The sequence below is a fragment of the uncultured Psychrobacter sp. genome (assembly GCF_947500265.1).
Taxonomy (GTDB): domain Bacteria; phylum Pseudomonadota; class Gammaproteobacteria; order Pseudomonadales; family Moraxellaceae; genus Psychrobacter.
The window spans coordinates 612,574-633,456 of the sequence record NZ_CANMRN010000001.1 but is presented as its reverse complement, the minus strand read 5'-3'; the positions used below and the strand labels follow the sequence as shown (position 1 = coordinate 633,456).

The 20,883-nt window shown below is 41.6% G+C and carries 19 protein-coding genes; 9 read left to right on the top strand and 10 right to left on the bottom strand.

Annotated elements, in window-relative coordinates:
- Nucleotides 1–131: 131 nt before the first annotated feature.
- From pnuC to creD, 4 genes are all read left to right on the top strand, one after another.
- A complete protein-coding gene (pnuC, locus tag Q0788_RS02640) occupies nucleotides 132–842 on the top strand; it encodes a nicotinamide riboside transporter PnuC (RefSeq protein ID WP_298807648.1) in 711 nt (236 codons plus the stop codon).
- Nucleotides 793–1,401, top strand: a complete 609-nt coding sequence (locus Q0788_RS02635; RefSeq protein WP_298807646.1) for an ATP-binding protein — start codon at nucleotides 793–795, stop codon at nucleotides 1,399–1,401. The genes pnuC and Q0788_RS02635 overlap by 50 nt, the downstream gene beginning before the upstream one ends.
- A 78-nt stretch (nucleotides 1,402–1,479) precedes the next feature.
- The gene (locus tag Q0788_RS02630; RefSeq protein WP_298807645.1) at nucleotides 1,480–2,004 is read left to right on the top strand and encodes a TIGR00645 family protein; all 525 of its coding nucleotides are present in this window, start codon (nucleotides 1,480–1,482) and stop codon (nucleotides 2,002–2,004) included.
- 169 nt (nucleotides 2,005–2,173) lie between these two features.
- Nucleotides 2,174–3,784 (top strand): cell envelope integrity protein CreD, encoded by a 1,611-nt coding sequence (gene creD / locus Q0788_RS02625; RefSeq protein WP_298807643.1) that lies wholly within the window; start codon nucleotides 2,174–2,176, stop codon nucleotides 3,782–3,784.
- A gap of 110 nt (nucleotides 3,785–3,894) precedes the next feature.
- Here the strand turns inward: creD and Q0788_RS02620 are convergent, their stop codons facing one another.
- Nucleotides 3,895–4,578, bottom strand: coding sequence for a DUF421 domain-containing protein (locus Q0788_RS02620; protein WP_298807642.1), 684 nt, complete (start codon nucleotides 4,576–4,578; stop codon nucleotides 3,895–3,897).
- Between the two features lie 322 nt (nucleotides 4,579–4,900).
- Between Q0788_RS02620 and Q0788_RS02615 the strand changes: the two genes are divergently transcribed.
- A complete protein-coding gene (locus Q0788_RS02615) occupies nucleotides 4,901–5,818 on the top strand; it encodes an EamA family transporter (protein ID WP_298807641.1) in 918 nt (305 codons plus the stop codon).
- A gap of 170 nt (nucleotides 5,819–5,988) precedes the next feature.
- On the opposite strand, the gene Q0788_RS02610 is transcribed toward Q0788_RS02615, so the two are convergent.
- Nucleotides 5,989–6,402 (bottom strand): organic hydroperoxide resistance protein, encoded by a 414-nt coding sequence (locus Q0788_RS02610; protein ID WP_298807640.1) that lies wholly within the window; start codon nucleotides 6,400–6,402, stop codon nucleotides 5,989–5,991.
- Between the two features lie 166 nt (nucleotides 6,403–6,568).
- Here Q0788_RS02610 and Q0788_RS02605 point away from each other — a divergent pair, with 166 nt between their 5' ends.
- Both Q0788_RS02605 and Q0788_RS02600 read left to right on the top strand, forming a co-directional pair.
- Complete coding sequence (locus tag Q0788_RS02605) at nucleotides 6,569–7,420, top strand: AraC family transcriptional regulator (protein WP_298807639.1); 852 nt, start codon at nucleotides 6,569–6,571, stop codon at nucleotides 7,418–7,420.
- A 265-nt stretch (nucleotides 7,421–7,685) separates the two neighbouring features.
- Nucleotides 7,686–8,015, top strand: coding sequence for a hypothetical protein (locus Q0788_RS02600; protein WP_102091713.1), 330 nt, complete (start codon nucleotides 7,686–7,688; stop codon nucleotides 8,013–8,015).
- A 178-nt stretch (nucleotides 8,016–8,193) separates the two neighbouring features.
- On the opposite strand, the gene Q0788_RS02595 is transcribed toward Q0788_RS02600, so the two are convergent.
- From Q0788_RS02595 to Q0788_RS02570, 6 genes are all read right to left on the bottom strand, one after another.
- Complete coding sequence (locus Q0788_RS02595) at nucleotides 8,194–8,799, bottom strand: class I SAM-dependent methyltransferase (protein WP_298807637.1); 606 nt, start codon at nucleotides 8,797–8,799, stop codon at nucleotides 8,194–8,196.
- A 140-nt stretch (nucleotides 8,800–8,939) separates the two neighbouring features.
- On the bottom strand, nucleotides 8,940–13,172 hold the full coding sequence (gene hrpA, locus Q0788_RS02590) for an ATP-dependent RNA helicase HrpA (protein ID WP_298807636.1): 4,233 nt from the start codon (nucleotides 13,170–13,172) through the stop codon (nucleotides 8,940–8,942).
- Nucleotides 13,173–13,331: 159 nt separating this feature from the next.
- Nucleotides 13,332–13,922, bottom strand: coding sequence for a DUF1543 domain-containing protein (locus tag Q0788_RS02585; protein ID WP_102091714.1), 591 nt, complete (start codon nucleotides 13,920–13,922; stop codon nucleotides 13,332–13,334).
- A gap of 85 nt (nucleotides 13,923–14,007) precedes the next feature.
- A complete protein-coding gene (locus Q0788_RS02580) occupies nucleotides 14,008–14,802 on the bottom strand; it encodes a metallophosphoesterase (protein WP_298807635.1) in 795 nt (264 codons plus the stop codon).
- The gene (locus Q0788_RS02575; RefSeq protein ID WP_298807634.1) at nucleotides 14,795–15,793 is read right to left on the bottom strand and encodes an alpha/beta hydrolase; all 999 of its coding nucleotides are present in this window, start codon (nucleotides 15,791–15,793) and stop codon (nucleotides 14,795–14,797) included. The genes Q0788_RS02580 and Q0788_RS02575 overlap by 8 nt, the downstream gene beginning before the upstream one ends.
- Nucleotides 15,794–15,948: 155 nt before the next feature.
- Nucleotides 15,949–17,370: a DASS family sodium-coupled anion symporter gene (locus Q0788_RS02570; RefSeq protein ID WP_298807633.1), complete on the bottom strand. Its 1,422-nt coding sequence runs from the start codon at nucleotides 17,368–17,370 to the stop codon at nucleotides 15,949–15,951.
- A 408-nt stretch (nucleotides 17,371–17,778) separates the two neighbouring features.
- Here Q0788_RS02570 and Q0788_RS02565 point away from each other — a divergent pair, with 408 nt between their 5' ends.
- Entirely contained in the window at nucleotides 17,779–17,931 is a 153-nt protein-coding gene (locus Q0788_RS02565) for a hypothetical protein (protein ID WP_166739249.1), read from the top strand.
- Between the two features lie 93 nt (nucleotides 17,932–18,024).
- On the opposite strand, the gene Q0788_RS02560 is transcribed toward Q0788_RS02565, so the two are convergent.
- Entirely contained in the window at nucleotides 18,025–18,720 is a 696-nt protein-coding gene (locus tag Q0788_RS02560) for a YoaK family protein (protein WP_057760330.1), read from the bottom strand.
- 134 nt (nucleotides 18,721–18,854) lie between these two features.
- Nucleotides 18,855–19,664: an enoyl-ACP reductase gene (locus tag Q0788_RS02555; RefSeq protein WP_101205004.1), complete on the bottom strand. Its 810-nt coding sequence runs from the start codon at nucleotides 19,662–19,664 to the stop codon at nucleotides 18,855–18,857.
- Nucleotides 19,665–20,206: 542 nt separating this feature from the next.
- Here Q0788_RS02555 and folE point away from each other — a divergent pair.
- Nucleotides 20,207–20,803 (top strand): GTP cyclohydrolase I FolE, encoded by a 597-nt coding sequence (folE, locus tag Q0788_RS02550; RefSeq protein ID WP_191113649.1) that lies wholly within the window; start codon nucleotides 20,207–20,209, stop codon nucleotides 20,801–20,803.
- Nucleotides 20,804–20,883: the final 80 nt, after the last annotated feature.

Below are 20,883 nucleotides of genomic sequence, written 5' to 3'. Positions count from 1 at the left end.
GCCATAAATTAGCAAAGACTGCCGTCCTTTTTCGGTAGCTACGTTATAATTGGCATCATTTATTTTGTACTATTCGTCGAACTATCTTAATTATTCAAAACATTGATACACGCTCATACTTAGGAATGCTAATGGCAGAACTTCTCAACTGGTTATTTGGTCAATACGCTGACTACTCTACAATATTCATCATTCTTGAACTGATTGCCGTTGTCTTCGGCGTAGCAAGTGTCTTACTCGCCAGCAAAACCAATATTTTAGTCTTCCCTATTGGTCTGGTCAGCACTGCTATATTTGTGTACCTACTGTGGAAGTGGCAGCTGTTTGGCGATATGTTCATTAATGCTTACTATACCGTGATGAGCTTGTATGGCTGGATTAACTGGTCAAAGAACAAGAAAAACCAGTCTGTTGAGCATAAGCAGTCAGATACCAATAATGTCCGCATTGAGCATTTGCATGCAGGTGACATCCCTATACTTTCTGCTTTGGCAGCAGGAACGATAGCTTTTGTAGGATTGGTTTATTATTTCCGCCCAGTGATTAATAATGGCTTTAGTTTCGATGGTGCGGTACTTGGACTCCATTTATTTACTTGGGTCGACTATACTGACATGCTCACTACGGCTTTATTTCTGATGGCAATGTGGCTCATGGCACGACGTAAAATCGAGCATTGGATACTCTGGATCATCGCTGATGCGATATCGGTACCGCTATACTTCTATAAAGGTTTTACTTTTACCGCGCTACAATATGTAGTCTTCACTCTTATCGCAATCTGGGCATACTATGAATGGCAACGACGCTACCGCGTACAATCTCGAGCAGCATACGCCTAAATCTGTCATCAACGTTGCGGTCTTAGGAGCAGAAAGTACGGGTAAAACGACCTTATGTCGTGATTTGGCCGCGCATTTTGATACTCCTTGGGTGTCAGAATATATGCGCACCTACTTACAGGCAAAGTGGGATGATGAGCAGCTGACTTGTACGTGGGAAGATCTGCTCCCTATCGCACAGGGGCAGGTTACACTAGAGAATACCTTAGCCAAACAGGTCGCTCAGACGAATAATGCCTGTTATTATTTGTTTTGCGATACCAGTTTGTTTGAGCTGATGGTTTATTCTTATTGGTATTATGGCGACTGCCCTACTGCCCTTGAGCAAGCAGCATTGGCCCATCATTATGATTTGATATTATTGACTGATGTTGATACGCCATGGGTGGCTGATGACCTGCGAGACAGTCCGCATCAACGCGATGAGATAAGCAACTATTTCGCCAGTCAATTAATCAAGCATCAGAAATCATTCCAACGCATTAGTGGCGATAGAAAAGCGCGCGTTCAGCAAGTAGTAGCGCAGCTCGCTAATATAGATAAAATATCGCCTGACTAAAGCTAAATAGCTATACCCAAAAACTTATTCATACTTGTGTCTTTAAGACTTTTTGTATTTGAAACCTAAGAGATACCCATGCTAAAGAAGTTTGAGCTTTACTTAGAAAAAACCATATTTAATAGCCGCTGGATACTGGCACCTTTTTATCTAGGGTTGGTGTTAGGCATTATTTTATTATTTATTAAGTTTGTTCAAAAGCTATGGCACATGTTCGCTGACATTTTGACGGCCTCTGAAGCCAGTGTGATTGTAGATATATTGGTATTGGTTGATATCTCTCTGGTTGCCAGTTTATTGCTTATCATTATATTCAGTGGCTATGAAATTTTTGTCTCAAAAATCGATACTGGCACTCATGATGATCGTCCTAGCTGGATGGGCAAAGTGGACTTTTCTGGTCTAAAGCTCAAAGTCATCGGAGCGATCGTCGCTATCTCGGCAATTGACCTTTTAAAATCCTTTATGGATATCTCTAGCGGAATGAGTGAACTTGATGCCGACAAACTCATGTGGAAGGTTATTATTCATATGACCTTTGTATTTTCTGGCTTGTTATTCGCTATTATGGATAAAGTCGTTGGCGACACGAAAAAGCATTAAACACATTAATAATCGAAAAATAATTATCCGAGAATATCAACTTTTACCCTTTCACAGTTATTCCATATTTCCTGCACATCTTCTCTTCATGCCCTCTTTATGATGTCTTTTAAAGCCACAGTCTGCTATCTCGGCAGCTGTAGATTAAAGACACTTAGGAGGCGACAACATGCAAAAAACATTATTGACTAAGTTATCCATCATTGTAGGACTTTGTATTGTCTTTTCAATCGGACTCACTATGATTAGCGACATCATATACGAGAGGCAGCACTACGCAGAGTCAGTGATAAAAGAAATCACCCAACAGCATGTCAATCCACAAGAGGTCATTAACCCATTTATCGCCATTCCTACGACAATCACACTTGCATGTCAGTCAGATGCAACAAATACACCAAATGTAAAGAGCAAATGTGAACCGTCATACTCGAAAATTGAGACGATATTTGCCTCTCAGACGCAAGCTGTACAAAACCTAAAAGTAAACACAGACACCTATAAACGCGGTATCTATAGCGCTACTAGCTATGCTGGTCAGCTGACATTCGATCAGAGTTATACGCTTAATGAGACTTTAGCAAATTTAGATCAGGTTGGCACTACAGTTGACAATGATGTAGATAAGACACAACTAGCCAAAACCATTACCCACTGGAACAAGGCAAAACTTATCATTCCTGTGTCTGATTTACGCGGTGTCGCTACCCTGCCTACTGTCACAATCAATCATAAATCAATTGCAGCAAACTATCCGCAGATACCAATGATAGAGAACTTAACCTATGTCGAAGTAGATATTCCTAAAGATGTATTGGATCAATTAATCAATCCTACTAGCCAGCATAATAAAGATGACCTTATCGCCACAGACTCAATAGATACATATCTAAATAAATCAGAGGTAAATAGCCAGTTATCTAATCCTAAAGACAATCAAGCGCTTCATATTGTGATCGACTTGCCATTAGCTGGCATTAGTAATTTAACGACTGTCCCAACTGGGCAGAACTTTACTCTGTCTATGCACAGTGACTGGCAGACACCAAACTTCATCGGTAAAGCACTGCCAAATACCAAGAGCATTACCGCTAAAGGATTTGATGCCCGTTGGCAAAATCAGTATTTAACCGTTGCAAACAATCAGTACCTCTCTCAATGTCTCAGCACACCTAACCATCAATGTACTGTCATAAGTGAATCAACGCTCAATACCGATAGCCAGTCTTACAACCCTGTTTCGTTTGAGGCATCAAGAGGCCTGATGACAGACAGTGCAGCAGTAGCTGGTAGTAATCAAAGTGTTCTGCTAAACAGCTTTGGCGTTAGTTTTGCAAGCCCTAAAGATGTCTATCTACAAACTGAAAGAGCCATGAAGTATGCCTTGCTATTAATGTTGGTATCTTTTGGTACTTTCTTTTTATTTGAAGTGCTCAAATCAAGTCGCATCCACCCTATTCAGTATCTGTTAGTCGGCTGCGCATTATTTGTCTTTTATGTCTTATTACTACCACTTGCAGAACAAATCGCATTTTGGCAAGCCTATATGGTAGCAGCCAGTGCTTGTGTTGGGCTTATCGGTTGGTATAGTTACTATGTATTTGGTGGTTTCAAACGGGCTTTAATCTTTACTGCGACACTTGCTGGACTATACGCTGCGTTTTTCGGTATTTTAAGTACAGCAGATCTCAATCTATTACTAGGTGCGATATTCTGCTTTGTGATACTTGCCTGCGTGATGGTGATGACTCGCAAACTCGACTGGTATAAAGTGAAATAAATGATGCAAGCCTCTTAACCTACTTTCTTTATTTTGAATTGAAATTTTAAAGGAAAAAAGCACTTGGCTACCTTAGCTTATCAACTGAGCTAAAGAGCTAAATAATAATATTATTTGACGATATGATTGTTTAACGCTTTAGCCCAGTTATTGCAATTATCCTCGCAGCGCGGGCAACAATGATTAGGGTCAGAGATTTCATCAACATAACCGCAATACATACAAGCATAATAAACTCCTGCTTCTACTTGCTCGACCGGTCGGTATTGCTTGGGGAAAAGCGGCATCCCGTAGTCTGTTTTTTCAGAGGTATGCAACAAGATACTAAAATTGCCATCAGCTTCGAGCAAACCAACACGAACTTGCCCTAAATGCTCAACCCCTTGTTGGCGCATTTCAGCAAAAAACTCATCGTGTGACATTTCCCCCTGTTTAATTTTATCAAGCACCAGCATGCCATCTTCTACAATATACATTGAGCGCCCCTCTAGCAGGTCCTCAAAAGGCTGGAATTTCATCATCGCCCAAGTACACAGCCTATAGAGTGAAATGACCGTACCCATGATTAATACCGCTTGGATAATGGGCAGATCTTCGGTGAACATAGGATCACCTGCAATAGAGCCTAGCGATAAAATAATAGTTAGCTCGAAAATAGAGAGCTGACGGACGCCGCGCTTACCAGTGAAGCGCAAAAATGTGATAATTAATACAAACATTACAGTGACACGTATTAAAATTTCTACGGCAAACAGCCAAGTTGTGTCATAAATAAAAATACTTGCCCAATTCATACTATCTTTCCTATTTATTTATCTTATTTATTGTGTTTCATGAGTGTTGTTCTAATAGTTCGTTTGACGCGAAGCACATCATCCCTATTTTTAGACCTTATCGTCAATACAACTATCGTTATTCTGATTTAAAAGAGACTTTTTGCCATAAGTACGACAAAATATCCTGTCTTGTAAGACAGCTATAGATCAGATTGATAATTTATAAATCTATTCTCTTTGCTAAGAAATAAGCGTTCGTTATAACAGCGTATATCAAGACCTAAAACTAAAATCCTATGTTTGCCCGTTTTGTGCCATTTATTCATTGTAGGAATTACTTTTGAAAGCCACTATTTATACTATTATTGCGTTAATCGCCTTTGCCGCAAACTCCCTGTTTTGCCGAATGGCATTGGCAGAAGGCTATATCGACGCTTGGAGCTTTACAATTATCAGGCTAGTGAGTGCTACAGCTTGTCTAGGCATTATCATGGCTATACATGCTTACAGACTGCGACGCCAAACGTCTAATCATGACAACTCTACTGTTCACGCTATATTAAATGATAAAGGCAGTTGGTTGAGTAGTCTCAGCTTGGTGATTTATGCGCTGTGCTTTTCGATTGCATATGTAGAGCTGGATACTGGCACTGGGGCATTGATTTTGTTTTCAGCGGTTCAGCTGACGATGATTGGCTGGGGTATTTATAAAAAAGAACAGCTCAGTGCCCTACAGTGGTTAGCGTTTGTCGTTGCAGTTGCAGGGTTTGTATATCTGATGCTGCCATCGGCTGCCATACCGTCACCATTAGCAGCAGCGTTAATGGCTATGAGTGGCATAGCTTGGGGAATATACAGTATACGAGGCAAGTCATGTATCTCACCGCTACGAGCGACAGGGTTTAACTTTGTGCGTAGTTTAGTCGCTGTGCCTATACTATTACTGGTAGGTATGACGTATCTAGATAACTTAGGTTTCAAAAATATCAATTTGGAAGGTATTACGACTGAAGGTGTACTACTCGCCTGTGCATCAGGAGCGATCGCCTCAGGGTTGGGCTATAGTATCTGGTATACAGCGATGCCACTATTGAAAAACACACAAGCCGCTATCGTTCAGCTATGTGTCCCTGTGATTGCTGCGTTGCTAGGTGTGATATTTTTATCTGAGCAGTTAACTATGCCATTTATAGTTGCAAGCACAGTCATTTTGGGCGCGGTCTTGGTGTTTACCTTAAATAAAAAAGTACCGGTATAAATTAAGACTATTAGTGATTTATCATTAATAATCTGCTCAGAAAAGGTTCCAGCTAATTACGTTACCGGACAACATAAAACGCCCCGACTCTTATAAATCGGGGCGTTTTGTATTCGAGTTATTATTTTAATATTGCTAGTCTACGGTCGATAGTCGTTGAACAACAGCATTTAAGCAACAGTCACTTCTAGACGAGTATCGACATTACCGCGAGTAGCATTAGAATACGGGCACACCTGATGCGTGGCTTCGATCAACTGCTGCGCCTGCGCTTCATCAATACCTGATACTTTTACAGACAATTCTATCTCTAAGTTGTAGCTACCGTCAGCTTTCATACCGATACCCACTTGCGCAGAAGTTTTTGAAGCGGTCACAGGCAATTTCATGTGCTGTGCAGTCATGCTCAAAGCGCTATCAAAACAAGCCGCGTAACCCATGGCAAAAAGCTGTTCTGGATTCACGCCCTCTTTGTCTTGCTCTTGAAAAGACACCAAATCAAATCCTAACGAACCATCGTCTAATCCAGTATGGCCAGAACGTCCACCAGTAGCGGTTGCGCGCGTTTTATAAAATATTTTCATGAGTAATTATTCCTTGTTTCATATTATTAGAGGTCGTACTTACGCTGTTGCGATGAGGTTATTATAGAATCCTCTGCACTTATACGTTAGAACAAACCTCTATAACTCTTGCCTAATCCTACAAATATTTATACTATCAGGCAATTCTATAAAATAAGCACTCGTGATGAATCAAACGACTATTGACCAACTTTTAGCAGTACTACCTAGAAATAAAACCATTGAATCTGCTGTTTCAGGCTTGTTCTTTTACTGCGCGGATAAACCAAGCAAAGCCGTGAGTTATATTCAAGAGCCAAGTATTTGTATTGTACTGCAAGGTGAACGAGAGATTTACTTGGGTGCTGACTGTCAAAGGTTTGACAATAGTAACTTGATGTTCTGTCCAGTTAATATACCGCTAAGTATGCATATCAAGCACGCTTCGATAAAAAACCCTGTCATCGTTTTATCAATGAAATTAGATTTAGCTATGATTAGAGATGTATTAGCGCAGATACCGACCACGCACCCAGTAGCAGGCCGTCATTTAGGAATAAAGTGGCACTTAGATGACACCATAATGGACGCGTTTGAGCGATTGATACGCTTGCTTGATTATCCAAACGATATTAATTTTCTGTCTTCTTTAATTCAACAAGAAATATACTATCGCCTACTCTTGGCTGAGCAAGGCAACAAACTTAAGCAATTGGTCGTTAGCGGTAGCCATACACACCGTATTGCCCAAGCGACTGACTGGATAAAGGCACATCTAGATGAACCTATCATGGTTGAGAGCTTGGCTAGTAGATGCGGCATGAGTGTCTCAGGGTTTCATCAGCACTTTAAAGAAATAACCCAGCTGAGTCCGTTACAGTATCAGAAAAGCTTACGTTTAATGGAAGCCAGACGCTTAATCAAGGTGCAGGGAGCGCAAATATCACAAATAGCGCTGCAAGTAGGCTACGAAAGTCCTAGTCAGTTTAGCAGAGAATATAAGCGGTTTTTTGGTCTGAGCCCGAGTAACGAGCTGTAGTTATAATCTCATTTTTTTATAGAATTAATTTAATTTGCTTAGGCTATTTTCTATTATATCTATGGAGTTCTTCCTTAAAAAAACATCATTTTTAAATTGAATAATTTAGGGAGTATTTTAAATAAATAGAAAAATTGGTTGACGTGACTATATATTCGTATTATAACATATTATATATATTTAAAATAATGAATGTATAGGAGCAGCTTTACTCTGTGTACGATCGATGTAAAGCGATCAATAGAAAGCTTAGGGAGGAGATAACATGATTCGTTTAAGCTACACTCTAAAATGCTGGGCACTTGGCATCACGTTTTTTACAGTGTTCTATTTTATGGTAGTCATGAGTGACCCTGGCTTTAGCAAGTACATTTACATGTTAGCTTTTAGCACCTTGCTATTCCCTATTGCTAAGCGTGCCGTCGATGTCATGACCGATTTTTTCGCACCAGATATTGAATTGTTCAATGGATTGCTACCATCGCTTTTGATCAATATTGTGATTTGGATGCTTACTCCATTTATCGTCGCATTAACCGTGATTGCCTATGTACTTTATAGCATGGGTGTACTGACAGAAAAGATTAGTCATTAAATACCAATCATTAAGTATCAATTATCAAGTACCAATCATTAAATACTAGTCATTAGATACCAGTCACTAATTATCAGATATTAAGCCTCAATAGCTCATAGAGAAGATGGTTTGCAAACTATCTTCTCTAACTATGTATATAGCTACTAAAACGACCAATAGATTTAACTTGCAACGGCTAGTTGCTGACTTTTTTGCCAACAAACTGTACTACAGCGCTAAACCCTTGATGCCGCTTTCCTTCTGATACCATACGCAACTTCTCTACACCAACAATCTCTTTCAGCCCTACAAGCTCATGTTGAAAGTTCTCTAAAGCGCCAAAACGTTCCCTTTGACTGGCTGGTGGTCCACCGACTGCCTCTGTTTCAAGCTGTCGTTCTGTATAAGCTTCGACGATAAATACTCCATTTGGCTTGAGAGCAGTGCCAACTTGTGCGTGTACATATTGACGTACCGTTTTAGGAACATGTGCCCAGATAGAAACTATGGCGTCCCATTTATCCTGACCAAATTTGTAATCTGCTAAATCAGCTACTTGGGTGGTAATAGCTACCCCTCTATCTTTGGCCAACTTGTTCGCTTTGTTCAAACCTACTTCGGACAGATCCATCGCAGTCACCTTGAAGCCTTGCTCAGCTAAAAATACTGCATTCCTACCCTCGCCCTCTGCTAGACAAAGTACGTGTCCACCTACAGGTATCTGCTCAAATGTCTCTCTCAAAAAATCATTAGGTTCGGTGCCAAATGCGAACTCTGTACCGCTATAGCGTTCATCCCACATTTTAATTGTCCTTTTATTTGAGATTGATATCCAATTTAGTAGGTAACATATGGCATTTAGAACGCTTAGTTATAGAGCCCGTATCTTAAGATCAATGTGCGCTCTATAACATAACGTACCATACAAGCCTAAGATTTAGCCTAACTCACCTTGTCCCACATCTTGCTTAGACGCTTGGGCGATACTGCCATACGAGTTTTCATAGGCTGGGCAAACAGTTGAATACGATACTCTTCCACCATCCAGCGATACTCACTAATGGCTTCTTTGTCCGCACGTCCTGCTAGCCGCTCCATATGCAAGTCAAGCGCGTATACGCCATCAAGGTCTGCATCGAGATTGTGCTCCAGACGCTCTAATCGAATCTGTAGCGCCTCAAGATAGCGTGGGTACTGTTGCCAGTGGCTATAGTCCATCCGATAAACAAAATCAGCCAAATGTAAATCTTCTAACTGATCTTCGATATCATCGATAGACTCACCAAATATTTCACGATCTAACATTAGCAACCCTTGGCGAATACGTTGCCAACGAGTGTAGACATGCTTAAGCGTTTTGATGACGCTTTGACCAGTTAATAAAAAGTTATGCACTACCACTTCGAGAGTCTGGGTATACTCTTCAGAGGTAAACGGTAGCTCTTCGCTCAATCCGACTGCAATATCATCGGCGCTTTCTGGTAAATTCTCAGAATGATCAAATAAGACGTAGTGCTCTTCGAGAGCCGCGTCTAACGCAGCATCTATAACAATCGTTTTGAGTTTATCCATGTCGCCAAGTGGCGCAAATGCCAGTTTAAATATACTGTCGATTTGGCTCGTTAGCTGCTTTTTCTTTGCACTAAGTTTGCCTTTGATTAAAGTCAGTACCCCGATACGATGTGCTTGAAGTGCTGCATTGACATCAGTGTATTGATGAATCGATACAGCTTCTCCCGCTTCATCAGCGACAAGCGCTGCAAACTGTTTCATCACCACACCTGCACTATGATGGTTTTTGCTAAAAGCAAAATGCTCAGGGAACTCAGTATGCACGCCTTGCTGCTCATTTACCGCTTGACTGGTTTCAGATGCATGACGAATCTGTAGGGTTTGTAGATCACGGCCTTTTTCGATGATACGGTTTTTCTCATCGACCACGCAGATTTGTGGCTGCAAATAACGATCAATCGTAGATGGATTGAAGTTCTCTGGCGTCACCGACATGATACCGCGACGATGTAATGCCTGACACAGCTGCTTCAGTAACCCTTGTCCACCCTTTGGTTGCAACTCATCAAACAAACTGTCTGCAGTATTGGGTATCGGTACGATTTGACGACGTATCTCTTTTGGTAGCGACTTGAGCAGCTGCAACACCAATTCATAGCGCCAACCGGGCACGCCCCACAGTAGCTCAATCGCGTCGAGCTGCGGTAATGCGGCAAGCGGTACACGTATGGTCACACCATCATCATCGCTGGCTGGATCAAAGATATAGCGGAGTGGCAGCTTTAGATCGCCCAGCTTCCACACTTCTGGGAAGTCCCCTGTGGTCGGCGCTTGGCTATTAAGTACGTCTTCATCAGTAAAGAATAGATGCTTGGCATCATGTTTCTCCACTTCTGCACGCCAATCTTCAAACGCTTTGCGACTGGCAACGTGCTCAGGAATTTTCTTATCATAGAACTGATACAGCGTCTCTTCATCTACCAACAAATCGCGGCGACGCAGCTTGTCTTCGATACGCTCAACATGAGCAATCTTATCCATGTTATGTTGTAAAAATGGTGCATTGCGACCAAAGTTGCCCGTCACTAAGCCATCACGGATAAATATCTCTCGTGATTCAACTAAATTAACTTGCTCATAGTTAGTCAGCTGCTTGCTGATAATGATCAAGCCAAACAAACTAATCTGCGCGTAAGCTTTGACGCGTCCTGTTTTCTTGGACCAGTGTGGTTCGAAGTAATGATATTTCAGCAAATCACCTGCCGCTGAAATAATCCATTCTGGTTCGATTTTGGCAACAGTACGCATAAAGACTTGTGAAGTCTCCACCATTTCAAATGCCATCACCCAAGGGGGTATTTGTTTAAACACTGTGCTGGCTGGGAATATCTTGGCCTTTTGCTGACGCGCAGCCAAATACTCACCGCGGCTTTCGGTCTTGTGCGCGATGATAGACAACAATCCTGTTAACAGTGCTCTATGCAGATTGGCATATTTGACCGCTTTTAATTCTTCGTCTTCGATCGCTGTCGGATCATTGACAGCCACATTTTTATCAGAAGCTTTTGACTCATTGACATCAGTTAACTTCAGCTCAGTGACCATTTGCACCAACTGACGATGCGTCTGATGCCATTCACGTACACGCGGGAAGCTTAAATAGTTTTTCTTAGCAAACTGCTTACGCTGATTGCCAGACAGTTTGTTGCCGTCTTCATCTTTTTCAAACAGTGCCTTCCATAGACTCAAATAAAACAAAAAGTCAGAGTCGTCTTGACGGAAAACCGCATGCTTTTGATCCGCTTGCGTGCGTTTATTGGCAGGCCGCTCGCGTGGATCCTGTACAGCGAGCGCGGCCACAACGATCAGCATTTCACGAATACAATCAAAATCAGAACCAGCCACCAGCATACGTGCCAGCCTTGGGTCAATTGGCATACGTGCCATTTTCTGACCAGTTGCTGTCAAACGTAGATGGTCAAGCCCTTTTCTCACTTTTGGCTTGTTGGCTTTGTCCTGAGCAGCGGTATCTTTCTTGGAAGTAATAGCGCCCAACTCATCTAGCAATTTATGACCATCAGTGACCAATCGGCTATCAGGCGGCTCAATGAATTCAAAGTCATCCACACTACCTAGACGTAGATTGGCCATTTGCAAGATTACTGACGCTAAGTTAGTACGTAAAATCTCAGGCTCAGTAAACTCAGGGCGGCCACTAAAATCTTCTTCACTATAAAGACGAATACAAACACCTGGAGCAACACGCCCACAGCGACCTTTACGCTGATTGGCAGCTGCTTGTGAAATTGCTTCAATCGGTAAACGCTGTACGCGTGAGCGATATGAGTAACGCGAAATCCGCGCAAAACCCAAGTCAATCACATAACGAATACCCGGTACGGTTAATGCGGTCTCAGCAACGTTGGTCGCGATAACAATACGGCGACCTCGACCCGATGGTTGAAAGATACGCTGCTGCTCTTCATAAGTCTGCCGTGCAAACAATGGCAGTACTTCTGTATGGCGAGGGCCATGACGCTCAAGCACTTCCTGCGTCTCACGAATCTCAGCTTCAGTTGCAGCAAATATCAAAATATCAGCCTGATCGGCGTGACCTTTACTCTGCGCGTCGCTAAAGCACTCTTCGACCGCAGCAACCACAGCGCGCGGCAGGTTCTCTTCAAAATCATCGTAGCTGTCATCTTCTGAGCTGTTCACTGGCTCATCTGTCAACGGACGATAACGGACTTCTACTGGAAAGCTACGCCCTTCTACATTAAAAATAGGCGCAGGAACTTGCCGTTTGAGCTTATTGTCATAACGGCTGAAATATTCACTAAAGCGCTTAGTATCGAGGGTAGCTGACGTAATAATGACTTTTAAATCTGGGCGCTTGGGCAGCATCTTTTTGAGATAACCCATAATAAAATCGATATTTAAGCTACGCTCATGCGCCTCATCGATAATAATCGTATCGTACTTACTCAAAAACCGATCATGACCCAACTCAGCGAGCAGAATACCGTCCGTCATGAGCTTTACAATAGATTGCGCTGTCCCTTGCTCATTAAAGCGAATCTTAAAACTGACCGTATTACCTAATGGCTCACCCAGCTCTTCTGCGATACGGTTTGCCACACTACGAGCAGCCAATCGTCTCGGCTGTGTATGCCCTATCTGCCCTGTAATACCGCGCCCTGCTAGCATTGCAAGCTTAGGCAACTGCGTCGTTTTACCAGAACCCGTCTCGCCAGCAACGATAATAACTTGATTATCGATAATCGCTTGTACTAAGTCTTCTGCGCGTTGGCTAACAGGCAGATCCAGATTTAGCTTGGCAGGTAAATCACTTGGAATACTATTGATACGTGCCTGCACAGCTTCTTGAGAACGCATTTTTATTTTCTCGTACTGAGCACGTTTTTTAGCGAGTACATCATCTAGCTTCTTTTCTTGCTCAGAATCATGATTAGATTTTTTATTCTTAGGCACAGCAGCACGTGCCAGCTCACGTTCAAGACGGCTTAAGTAATAGCTATCCTTGGCAAGTACTGGTAGATCCGCCAGTGGTACTGCTGGCTTCTTAGTATCTTGAGTTTCATTTACAGTAGATGTATCTGAATCGCTGTTTTCAGGAATATTGGGCTTAGAAGTATTGGGCATATTTGCTTAGGCTATTTATTATGTAGAATTGGTTAGATTATGGGGGTAATGGGGGTATGATTCAAGTTAGTCGAGTCCTGATTGCTCTCGTAAGCTGTCCATTAGGTTTATTTAATCAAGCGTGTATTGAGTTACTTTTATGAAATTTAGATAAATCTATTATAGCGCCAATTTCTTTAAATTCTTGATGCTTAGATAGCCGACGTACTCTTTGTCTTCTTTAGCATTCAGCTCATCTGTATCACTAATAGGCTCAATCGAAAGCTGAACATTGGAGATAAGATCATTTACGTTATATATGTCATCTATATCTACTGCAAACTTATCATCAATATGAGAAGCTGCATTGAAAGGTGACGTTTTATCTTTAAAAGTAGATTGCTTATAAAAATCACTTTTTTTTGCTTGTTTGATCGCGTCAGCTTGGTTAGGTGCAACGATGAGTAGCTTATAATGGAATTCTTCAAAACTGTCCTGCTGATAGCCACCTAGATTGATAAAGAATAACTTTAAGTCAGCAGCAGCCTTTAATTGCTGACTTGGTTCAATTAACTTAATGGCATAACTACCCACTTTGGCAATCGCTCGATACGAATCAATATGCCATTTATTTTTTACCTCAGGCCAATGTTCATTGATATCTCCTATCAAGTCACTCACTTGACTGGCTGCACCAAAGAAAATATCGTGTTGCTCAATCAGACGGCCTTTAGGACGGCCGCCCAATTGAACCATATATAGTGTTAGCATTTTACGTAATCTCTATTAAATAAAAACCCATAGTTAATCTAAAGGTAATGCTGTCATTGCTAGGATAGAACGTTTTTAAGTACTGTCATACTGGAATCACTCTACCCGTCTTCAATGCAAATGCCCAATCTTCACGTCCGTTTCTTAGAGCCATATTTGCTGCTGCTTCATGGTCATAAGCGACCCTGACATGCTCAGTTTGCCAATGTTTACCTTGTTGAGTCTCAATACACTTGATAAGAGCATAATTAGCATGAGGCGAATAAGTTTGCATCTTATGAATAATAGGCAAATCATCTTCGTAAGCTGGATAGCCAACGCTACCACTATTCACAATAGTTTGTCCTGACGACAGTACTACTGTTCGCGGGATGTGTGTATGACCACATAAGATAACATCATTATCAATACCATCAAGTAACGCCAATATAGTCGCATCATTACGCACTATTGGTTGACCCGTTTCGATATCCTCTAGTAAATATATCATGTCATCGGACGGTGAACCGTGGCAGAGGTATATATCCTCACTTACATGAAAATCAAATGGTAAAGACCGCATCCATTCAATCGCTTTTTTAGAGAGATCTTTGATAATAAAACCCATGGTTGGATTATTAGCAATTTCTGCCATAGTAGCTTCATAAATCTGCCTATCCTGATTGCCTCTAATGGTAATAATATCATCTCGATTTGCCATTAATAGCTCATAGGTAGCATGAGGTGCTATTGGCCCGTATAAAATATCACCAAGATTGACAATCTGATCAACATCTCGATATCTTATATCAGCAAGCACAGCTTCAAGGGCGTAGACATTACTATGAATATCTGAAATCGCAGCGATGGTTGTTATCTGTTTCTTTTCTAAGTTATCCATTTTCTGACTCACTAATCAAAAACTGCTTTACAACGTCAACGGTTGCTAACGGATCTTCTTCGTGCGGTACATGACCTAAGTTATCAAATATCTTAAGCTGACTATTACGTATATCTCTATGAAATAACGCGGCGTTTTCTACAGGAATAAGATCGTCTTTTGCACCCCATAAGATTAAAGTCGGTATGTCCAGCTGCTTTATCTGCGCTTGGTCACTGGCATCATCAGTTTCATTTAGGCGACGACTCAATGCTTGCCGATTACCTTGGCGCAAGGTCAATTCATAGTATCTGTTAATCAATTTCTCGTCGACTTTACTGTCATCGGCATACACGCTTAAAACGCTTTTCTCAACAACACTTCTGGGTAGGATACGATTTAAAATTGGTGACATCATTGGATATTTAGCAAGTTTAAAACCAATAGGAATATGTTTTGGCGTTGCTGGATAACCAACTGAATCTACCAGTATCAATCGATTGACACGCTCAGGATACAAAGCAGCGGTACGCCACGCTACCTTGCCTCCCAATGAATTACCGGCTAGCGTGACAAGGTCCAGCTTCAAATGATTGAGTACTTCAATAACAAACGCCGCATAATTTTCGCTGCTGTATCGCGTGCTTTCGTCCACATAAGGACCGGTCAAACCAAACCCTGGCAAATCCATACTCACGACACAGTATTGCTCAGATAGCGCCTTGGTCCAGCCCTCCCATGTATGCAAACTCGCCGATGTACCATGCAATAAAACGATTGTTTCAGGTTGATCTTTTTCAGCTGTATTGCCACGATTTACATGACAATTAGCTGACTGCGATACATGCGCTTGCATACCTTGTATGTTTATAAATTCGCTGTTGGGTAGTTGCCATTGTTTTAACTCAGCGATGGTACGATCAAGTGCCCAATATTTTGCTATAAATGCCATTAACACGGCAATTGCGCCTAGTAATATCAGAACAGTTGCTTTTAATAAGTACTGTGTCATGTGATCAAATCCATTTAATAAGATGACGTTAATAATAAACATTCTATACCGTTATCTCATACGATAAGCCATAAAAAACCCCAACGTTCAATTTGTCTTGAACATTGGGGTTTTTAGCATTTGTACATATGACTGTGTCTACATGAGTTATTTAACTACAATAAGAAAAAGTATGCCCAACACCCAACGATGATAGTAGAGATAATATTAAGGATGACACCTGTACGTATCATCTCTGTTTGCTTGATCAAACCTGTACCAAACACAATAGCATTCGGCGGCGTAGCAACTGGTAGCATAAAGGCACAAGACGCACCGATACCAATAATAAGTACTAAGACCTCACTCGGTATACCCATATGCTCGGCAATTGCCACAAACACAGGTACTAAGAGCGCTGCTGAAGCCGTATTTGATGCAAACTCTGTCAAGAAAATAATAAAGGCTGAGATTGCAAGCATCACCACCAATAGTGGCGCTGTTTGTAAGCCATTAGCAACCGTCTCACCTAACACTAATGACGCACCTGATACTTTTAGGATATTTGATAGCGCAATACCGCCACCAAATAACATGAGCACGCCCCAATCCGTGTTGTCTGATACCTGTTTCCAAGAAACTAGACCCAAGCTCACGACCGCCACTGCTGCAAGCAACGCGACAACGGCATCTGTATCTTCGATACCAAATGCAGCCCCAATTTGTTTAGACAACATCCAGCTAGCTGCCGTGACAATGAAAACAGTAATTGTTAATAGGCGGGTTTTGGTCCAAGGAATGATTTCATCTTGCTCTAGCTGCATAGTACGGTTTAGGTTCGGCTTTAGATACAAATACATCGCACCCAACAGTACTGGTAATAGTATCAACATCATTGGGATACCAAACTTCATCCAATCAACAAATGCGATATCCAATGCTTTTGCAGCAATGGCATTTGGTGGCGAGCCGACAATCGTGCCCAAACCACCCAAACTTGCTGAATAAGCAATACCAAGCAGTACAAACACAAAAGTACCGCGATCTTCTTTACTATCAACTTGCGTTAAAATACCGAGTGCCAATGGGAGCATCATTGCCGTTGTCGCTGTATTCGATATCCACATGGACAAGAATGCCGTCACACCAAATATCAAAAATACTGCTGTACTGAGCTTGCCGCCCGACAACGATAGAATTTTTAGCGCAATCTTTCTATCAAGCTTTTGTACATGTAACGCGGCCGCCAAGGCAAAACCACCAAAGAAGAGATAAATAATGGGACTAGCAAAGCTTTGCAGACCGACTTCAGCATTAAAATCAGGAATGCCAATTAATGTCCCAACCACAACCACCAAGATCGCAGTGATTGTGACGTGTATCGCCTCAGTGAGCCATAGCACGCCGATAAAAAACAGCATTGCTAGCCCTTTATTCGCATTGATATCGAACGGCAACACATTATAAATAATCAACGCAATAATCGCGGCAATCGCGACAACGATTAGCCCTTTGCCTGTACCTTTTGGGAAGGTATCAGTAAATAAATATTCATTGCCATCATTAGGAAGATGGCTATCTAGCTTTTGCTCTGACATAGAATGTCCTTATTGAATCAAAGACGGTGTAAGAAACCTAAAAATAAAACATAAATTGTTGGTTAATGTATTTTGATAAATACATGAACACTGAGGTAAATCTAATTATCTACAGATATCACTCGAAATATATACGTCGAAACTCGTATTTCTACAACTTATGCTAGAAATCCGCAAACTTAGTCATTAACCACGTGATCAGCTTCATTATTAGTTGCATCGTTAAGTGCAGCATCAGTTACACATAGTCACTAAACAAGTGTACTCTGTATATGTACAAGACTATGACCACACTGCATACTAGATAAGTTAAATAAAAGCCAAGCGCTACTAAATACGAGCGTCAACAAATAAATATTTAATTAAAACATCTCTATTAAGAAGTAAATAAAAACACTGGAGTACTTTATGACAGACTCAAATAAAACGGACTCAACGACCAAAATGGCACCAAAAGACATCAATCAAGATGGCCTAGCCAAAGAAGATCAACAACGTACTGACGACTCTATGCTCGATATGATGCAAGGGATGCATGAGCACGAAGATCATAAAGAATAAGCCCAAAGCATGTTTTGATAGCTCGCTATTCTACACATAAATAAACATGCAAAAACCAATACGGCTAATAATAGGTACGATAGGCGTTTATCATTATGATAAGCGCCTATCTTTTTTTGGTTCTCTAACCTCTGGCAAATGATCTGAGACATAGTTGTATACAAATGCTGCTGTCGACACAATGGCGATGGGAACGAACAAAGCATCATAGCTGACTTTTGCAAACAAGAAAGCACCTACTGCACTACCGCCGCAAAAGCAATACCAGATAATGGCTTGGAACCCCAAGGTTGGCTTACTAATAGAACGACCCGCAAGCCAGTTACCGATTGCTGCACCCATGTCTGATGTTAGCCCTGTTAAGTGAGTGGTACGAATGACCGCCCCACTATAAGTTGCGACCATCGCATTTTGCAGTCCACATGCCATTGCTGCTGCTAATTGCCCTAAGTAGTCATGCTGCTGATACAACCAATAGCTAACCAACAGTAGCGCTGCTTCTAGATATAGCGCTCGTCCATAACGACGACCGAGTTTCAATGATGTCTGTCCAATGACAAAGCCGCTTAGTATAGCCCCTGCCAAAAAGGACAGCAACAAGGTACCAATATATAAAATACTACGCGCGTCTGAATGAGCGATAGCCGCTGCAAACAAGCTTACATTGCCCGTGACGTGCGACACTGATAAATTGGCAAACCCCATTAACGCCGTCGTATTTACGCAACCAGCACTAAATGCCAATACTGCCCCGCCCCATAGTATCCACTTTGGTAACTTGGTTATCATATCCCTCGTCCAAAGGCACGCAGCTAAAAAGGCGCATTGCTAAAAAAGCACGTAGCCCAAAAGACTCATAGTATAACTAGAAAAGACAGCCAATTGGCTGCCTTTTCTATTATCAAACGAATCATCTATAACAATTACTGTGCTGGCTCATCAAGCATCATCAACTGCTCGCTGATAGCTACTGTATTAAAGCCTGCATCAACGAACATAATCTCACCTGTGATACCAGATGCCCAAGGCGACAATAGGAACAATGCGGCATTGCCTACTTCTGTCTGTGTGATGTTGCGTTGTAGTGGCGCAATTTTTTCGCTGATATCAAGCATTTTACGGAAAGACTTAATGCCACTAGCTGCTAGCGTGCGGATAGGACCTGCAGATATCGCATTAACACGGATACCTTCACCGCCCATAGACGTTGCTAAATAACGAACACTGGCTTCTAAACTGGCTTTTGCCATACCCATAACATTGTAGTTTGGCAATACTGAAATGCTGCCTTCATAGGTCAATGTCAGCATAGAACCATGACGCATCGCTAGTAACTCACGAGCTGCTTTTGCCAATGCAACAAAGCTGTAGCTAGAGATATCATGCGCGATGTGACTGCCTTCACGAGTCGTGGCATTGACAAAATCGCCATCCAACTGATCCATCGGTGCAAATCCAATGGCATGTACCACACCATCAATACCGTCACCCCAGTGAGCAGTCACTTGCTCAAAGCATGCAGCAATTGACTCATCAGAAGCTACGTCACATTCTAGAACCAAATCTGCTTCAAATTTTTCAGCGGCCATATCGACGCGTTTTTTGATTTTGTCATTCGGGTAAGTCAGAATTAGTGAAGCTCCTTCGCGGTGCAGCGCTTCTGCGATAGCCCAAGCGATAGAAAGTTTACTTGCGATGCCAGTTACGACAAATCGTTGTCCTTGCAATAGCATAAGATTTCCTTTTGAATCAATCGAGATGATTTAGAATAAGAATTTATTTAGAGTAATTAGAAGATTGAGACTACTAAATAGTACAAATGAAAAGATGAGTTATTATACACGAATTAATTTAAGTAAACAGTCGTAAACTGTATTTGATTCTTGTTATTGGATTGACTAATATAAACATCTAATAGAATAGAAATACCTAACAACAACTTATCACTTCAAGTAGTATCGACAATGAGAGTTTTTCGCGAGTTATTAGATTGCATTTTAGCATCAACGCTTCACGATAAAATACTCAGACTATAGTAGTTTGCTTATTTTATGAGAAAAATTGCACTTCGAATATCAACACTACAATTGTTTCGATTAAGTACCAAGCACCCCTTTATTGATTAAAGACTCAACTGCTAGCCACAGCAGTATGAAGTTCAGCAGATTTCGAGTATAATCACAGCCCTTCCCAGCTTGCACAATTTTTATAAGAATCCTCACATGATAGGATTCAACGTTAAGCTACACCCACATTTTGGATGGCTGCCAAACTTATGAGTAACACCCCCATCATAACCCCAGATTATAAAGAAAGTACCGAATCTTATCGCCAACTGATTGCTTCAACTGGCGAAGACTTAGATCGTCCGGGTTTGCTAGATACGCCTGTACGTGCTGCAAAGGCCTTTGCCCATCTGACCCAAGGCTATCATCAAAGCATAGAAGAAGTGGTCAATGATGCTGTGTTTCCATCAGCCAATCGCGAGCTGGTACTGGTACAGAACATTGAGTTTTATTCATTGTGTGAGCATCATATGCTACCGTTCCATGGTGTCGCTCATATTGGCTACTTACCTGACGGCCAAGTCTTAGGACTGTCAAAATTTGCCCGTATCGTCGATATGTTTGCTCGTCGTTTGCAGATACAAGAAAACCTAAGTGAGCAGATTGCGCAGACCATTATGGATGTTACTGGCTGCCGCGGCGTCGCAGTCGTTATGGATGCATCGCACATGTGTATGATGATGCGCGGTGTTAGCAAACAGCATTCAACCACGCGTAGCACCGCGATGCTTGGCGAATATCAACACAATAATCAAGCCCGTAATGAATTTTTAGGCGCTGTACCTAAGCGTCAGCCAGCGTTTTAATTCGCTGTTAATTGCTTAGGCTGTTGTGAATAATAACCAAATAAAAAGGACGCATATAATGCGTCCTTTTTGTTTGGTTG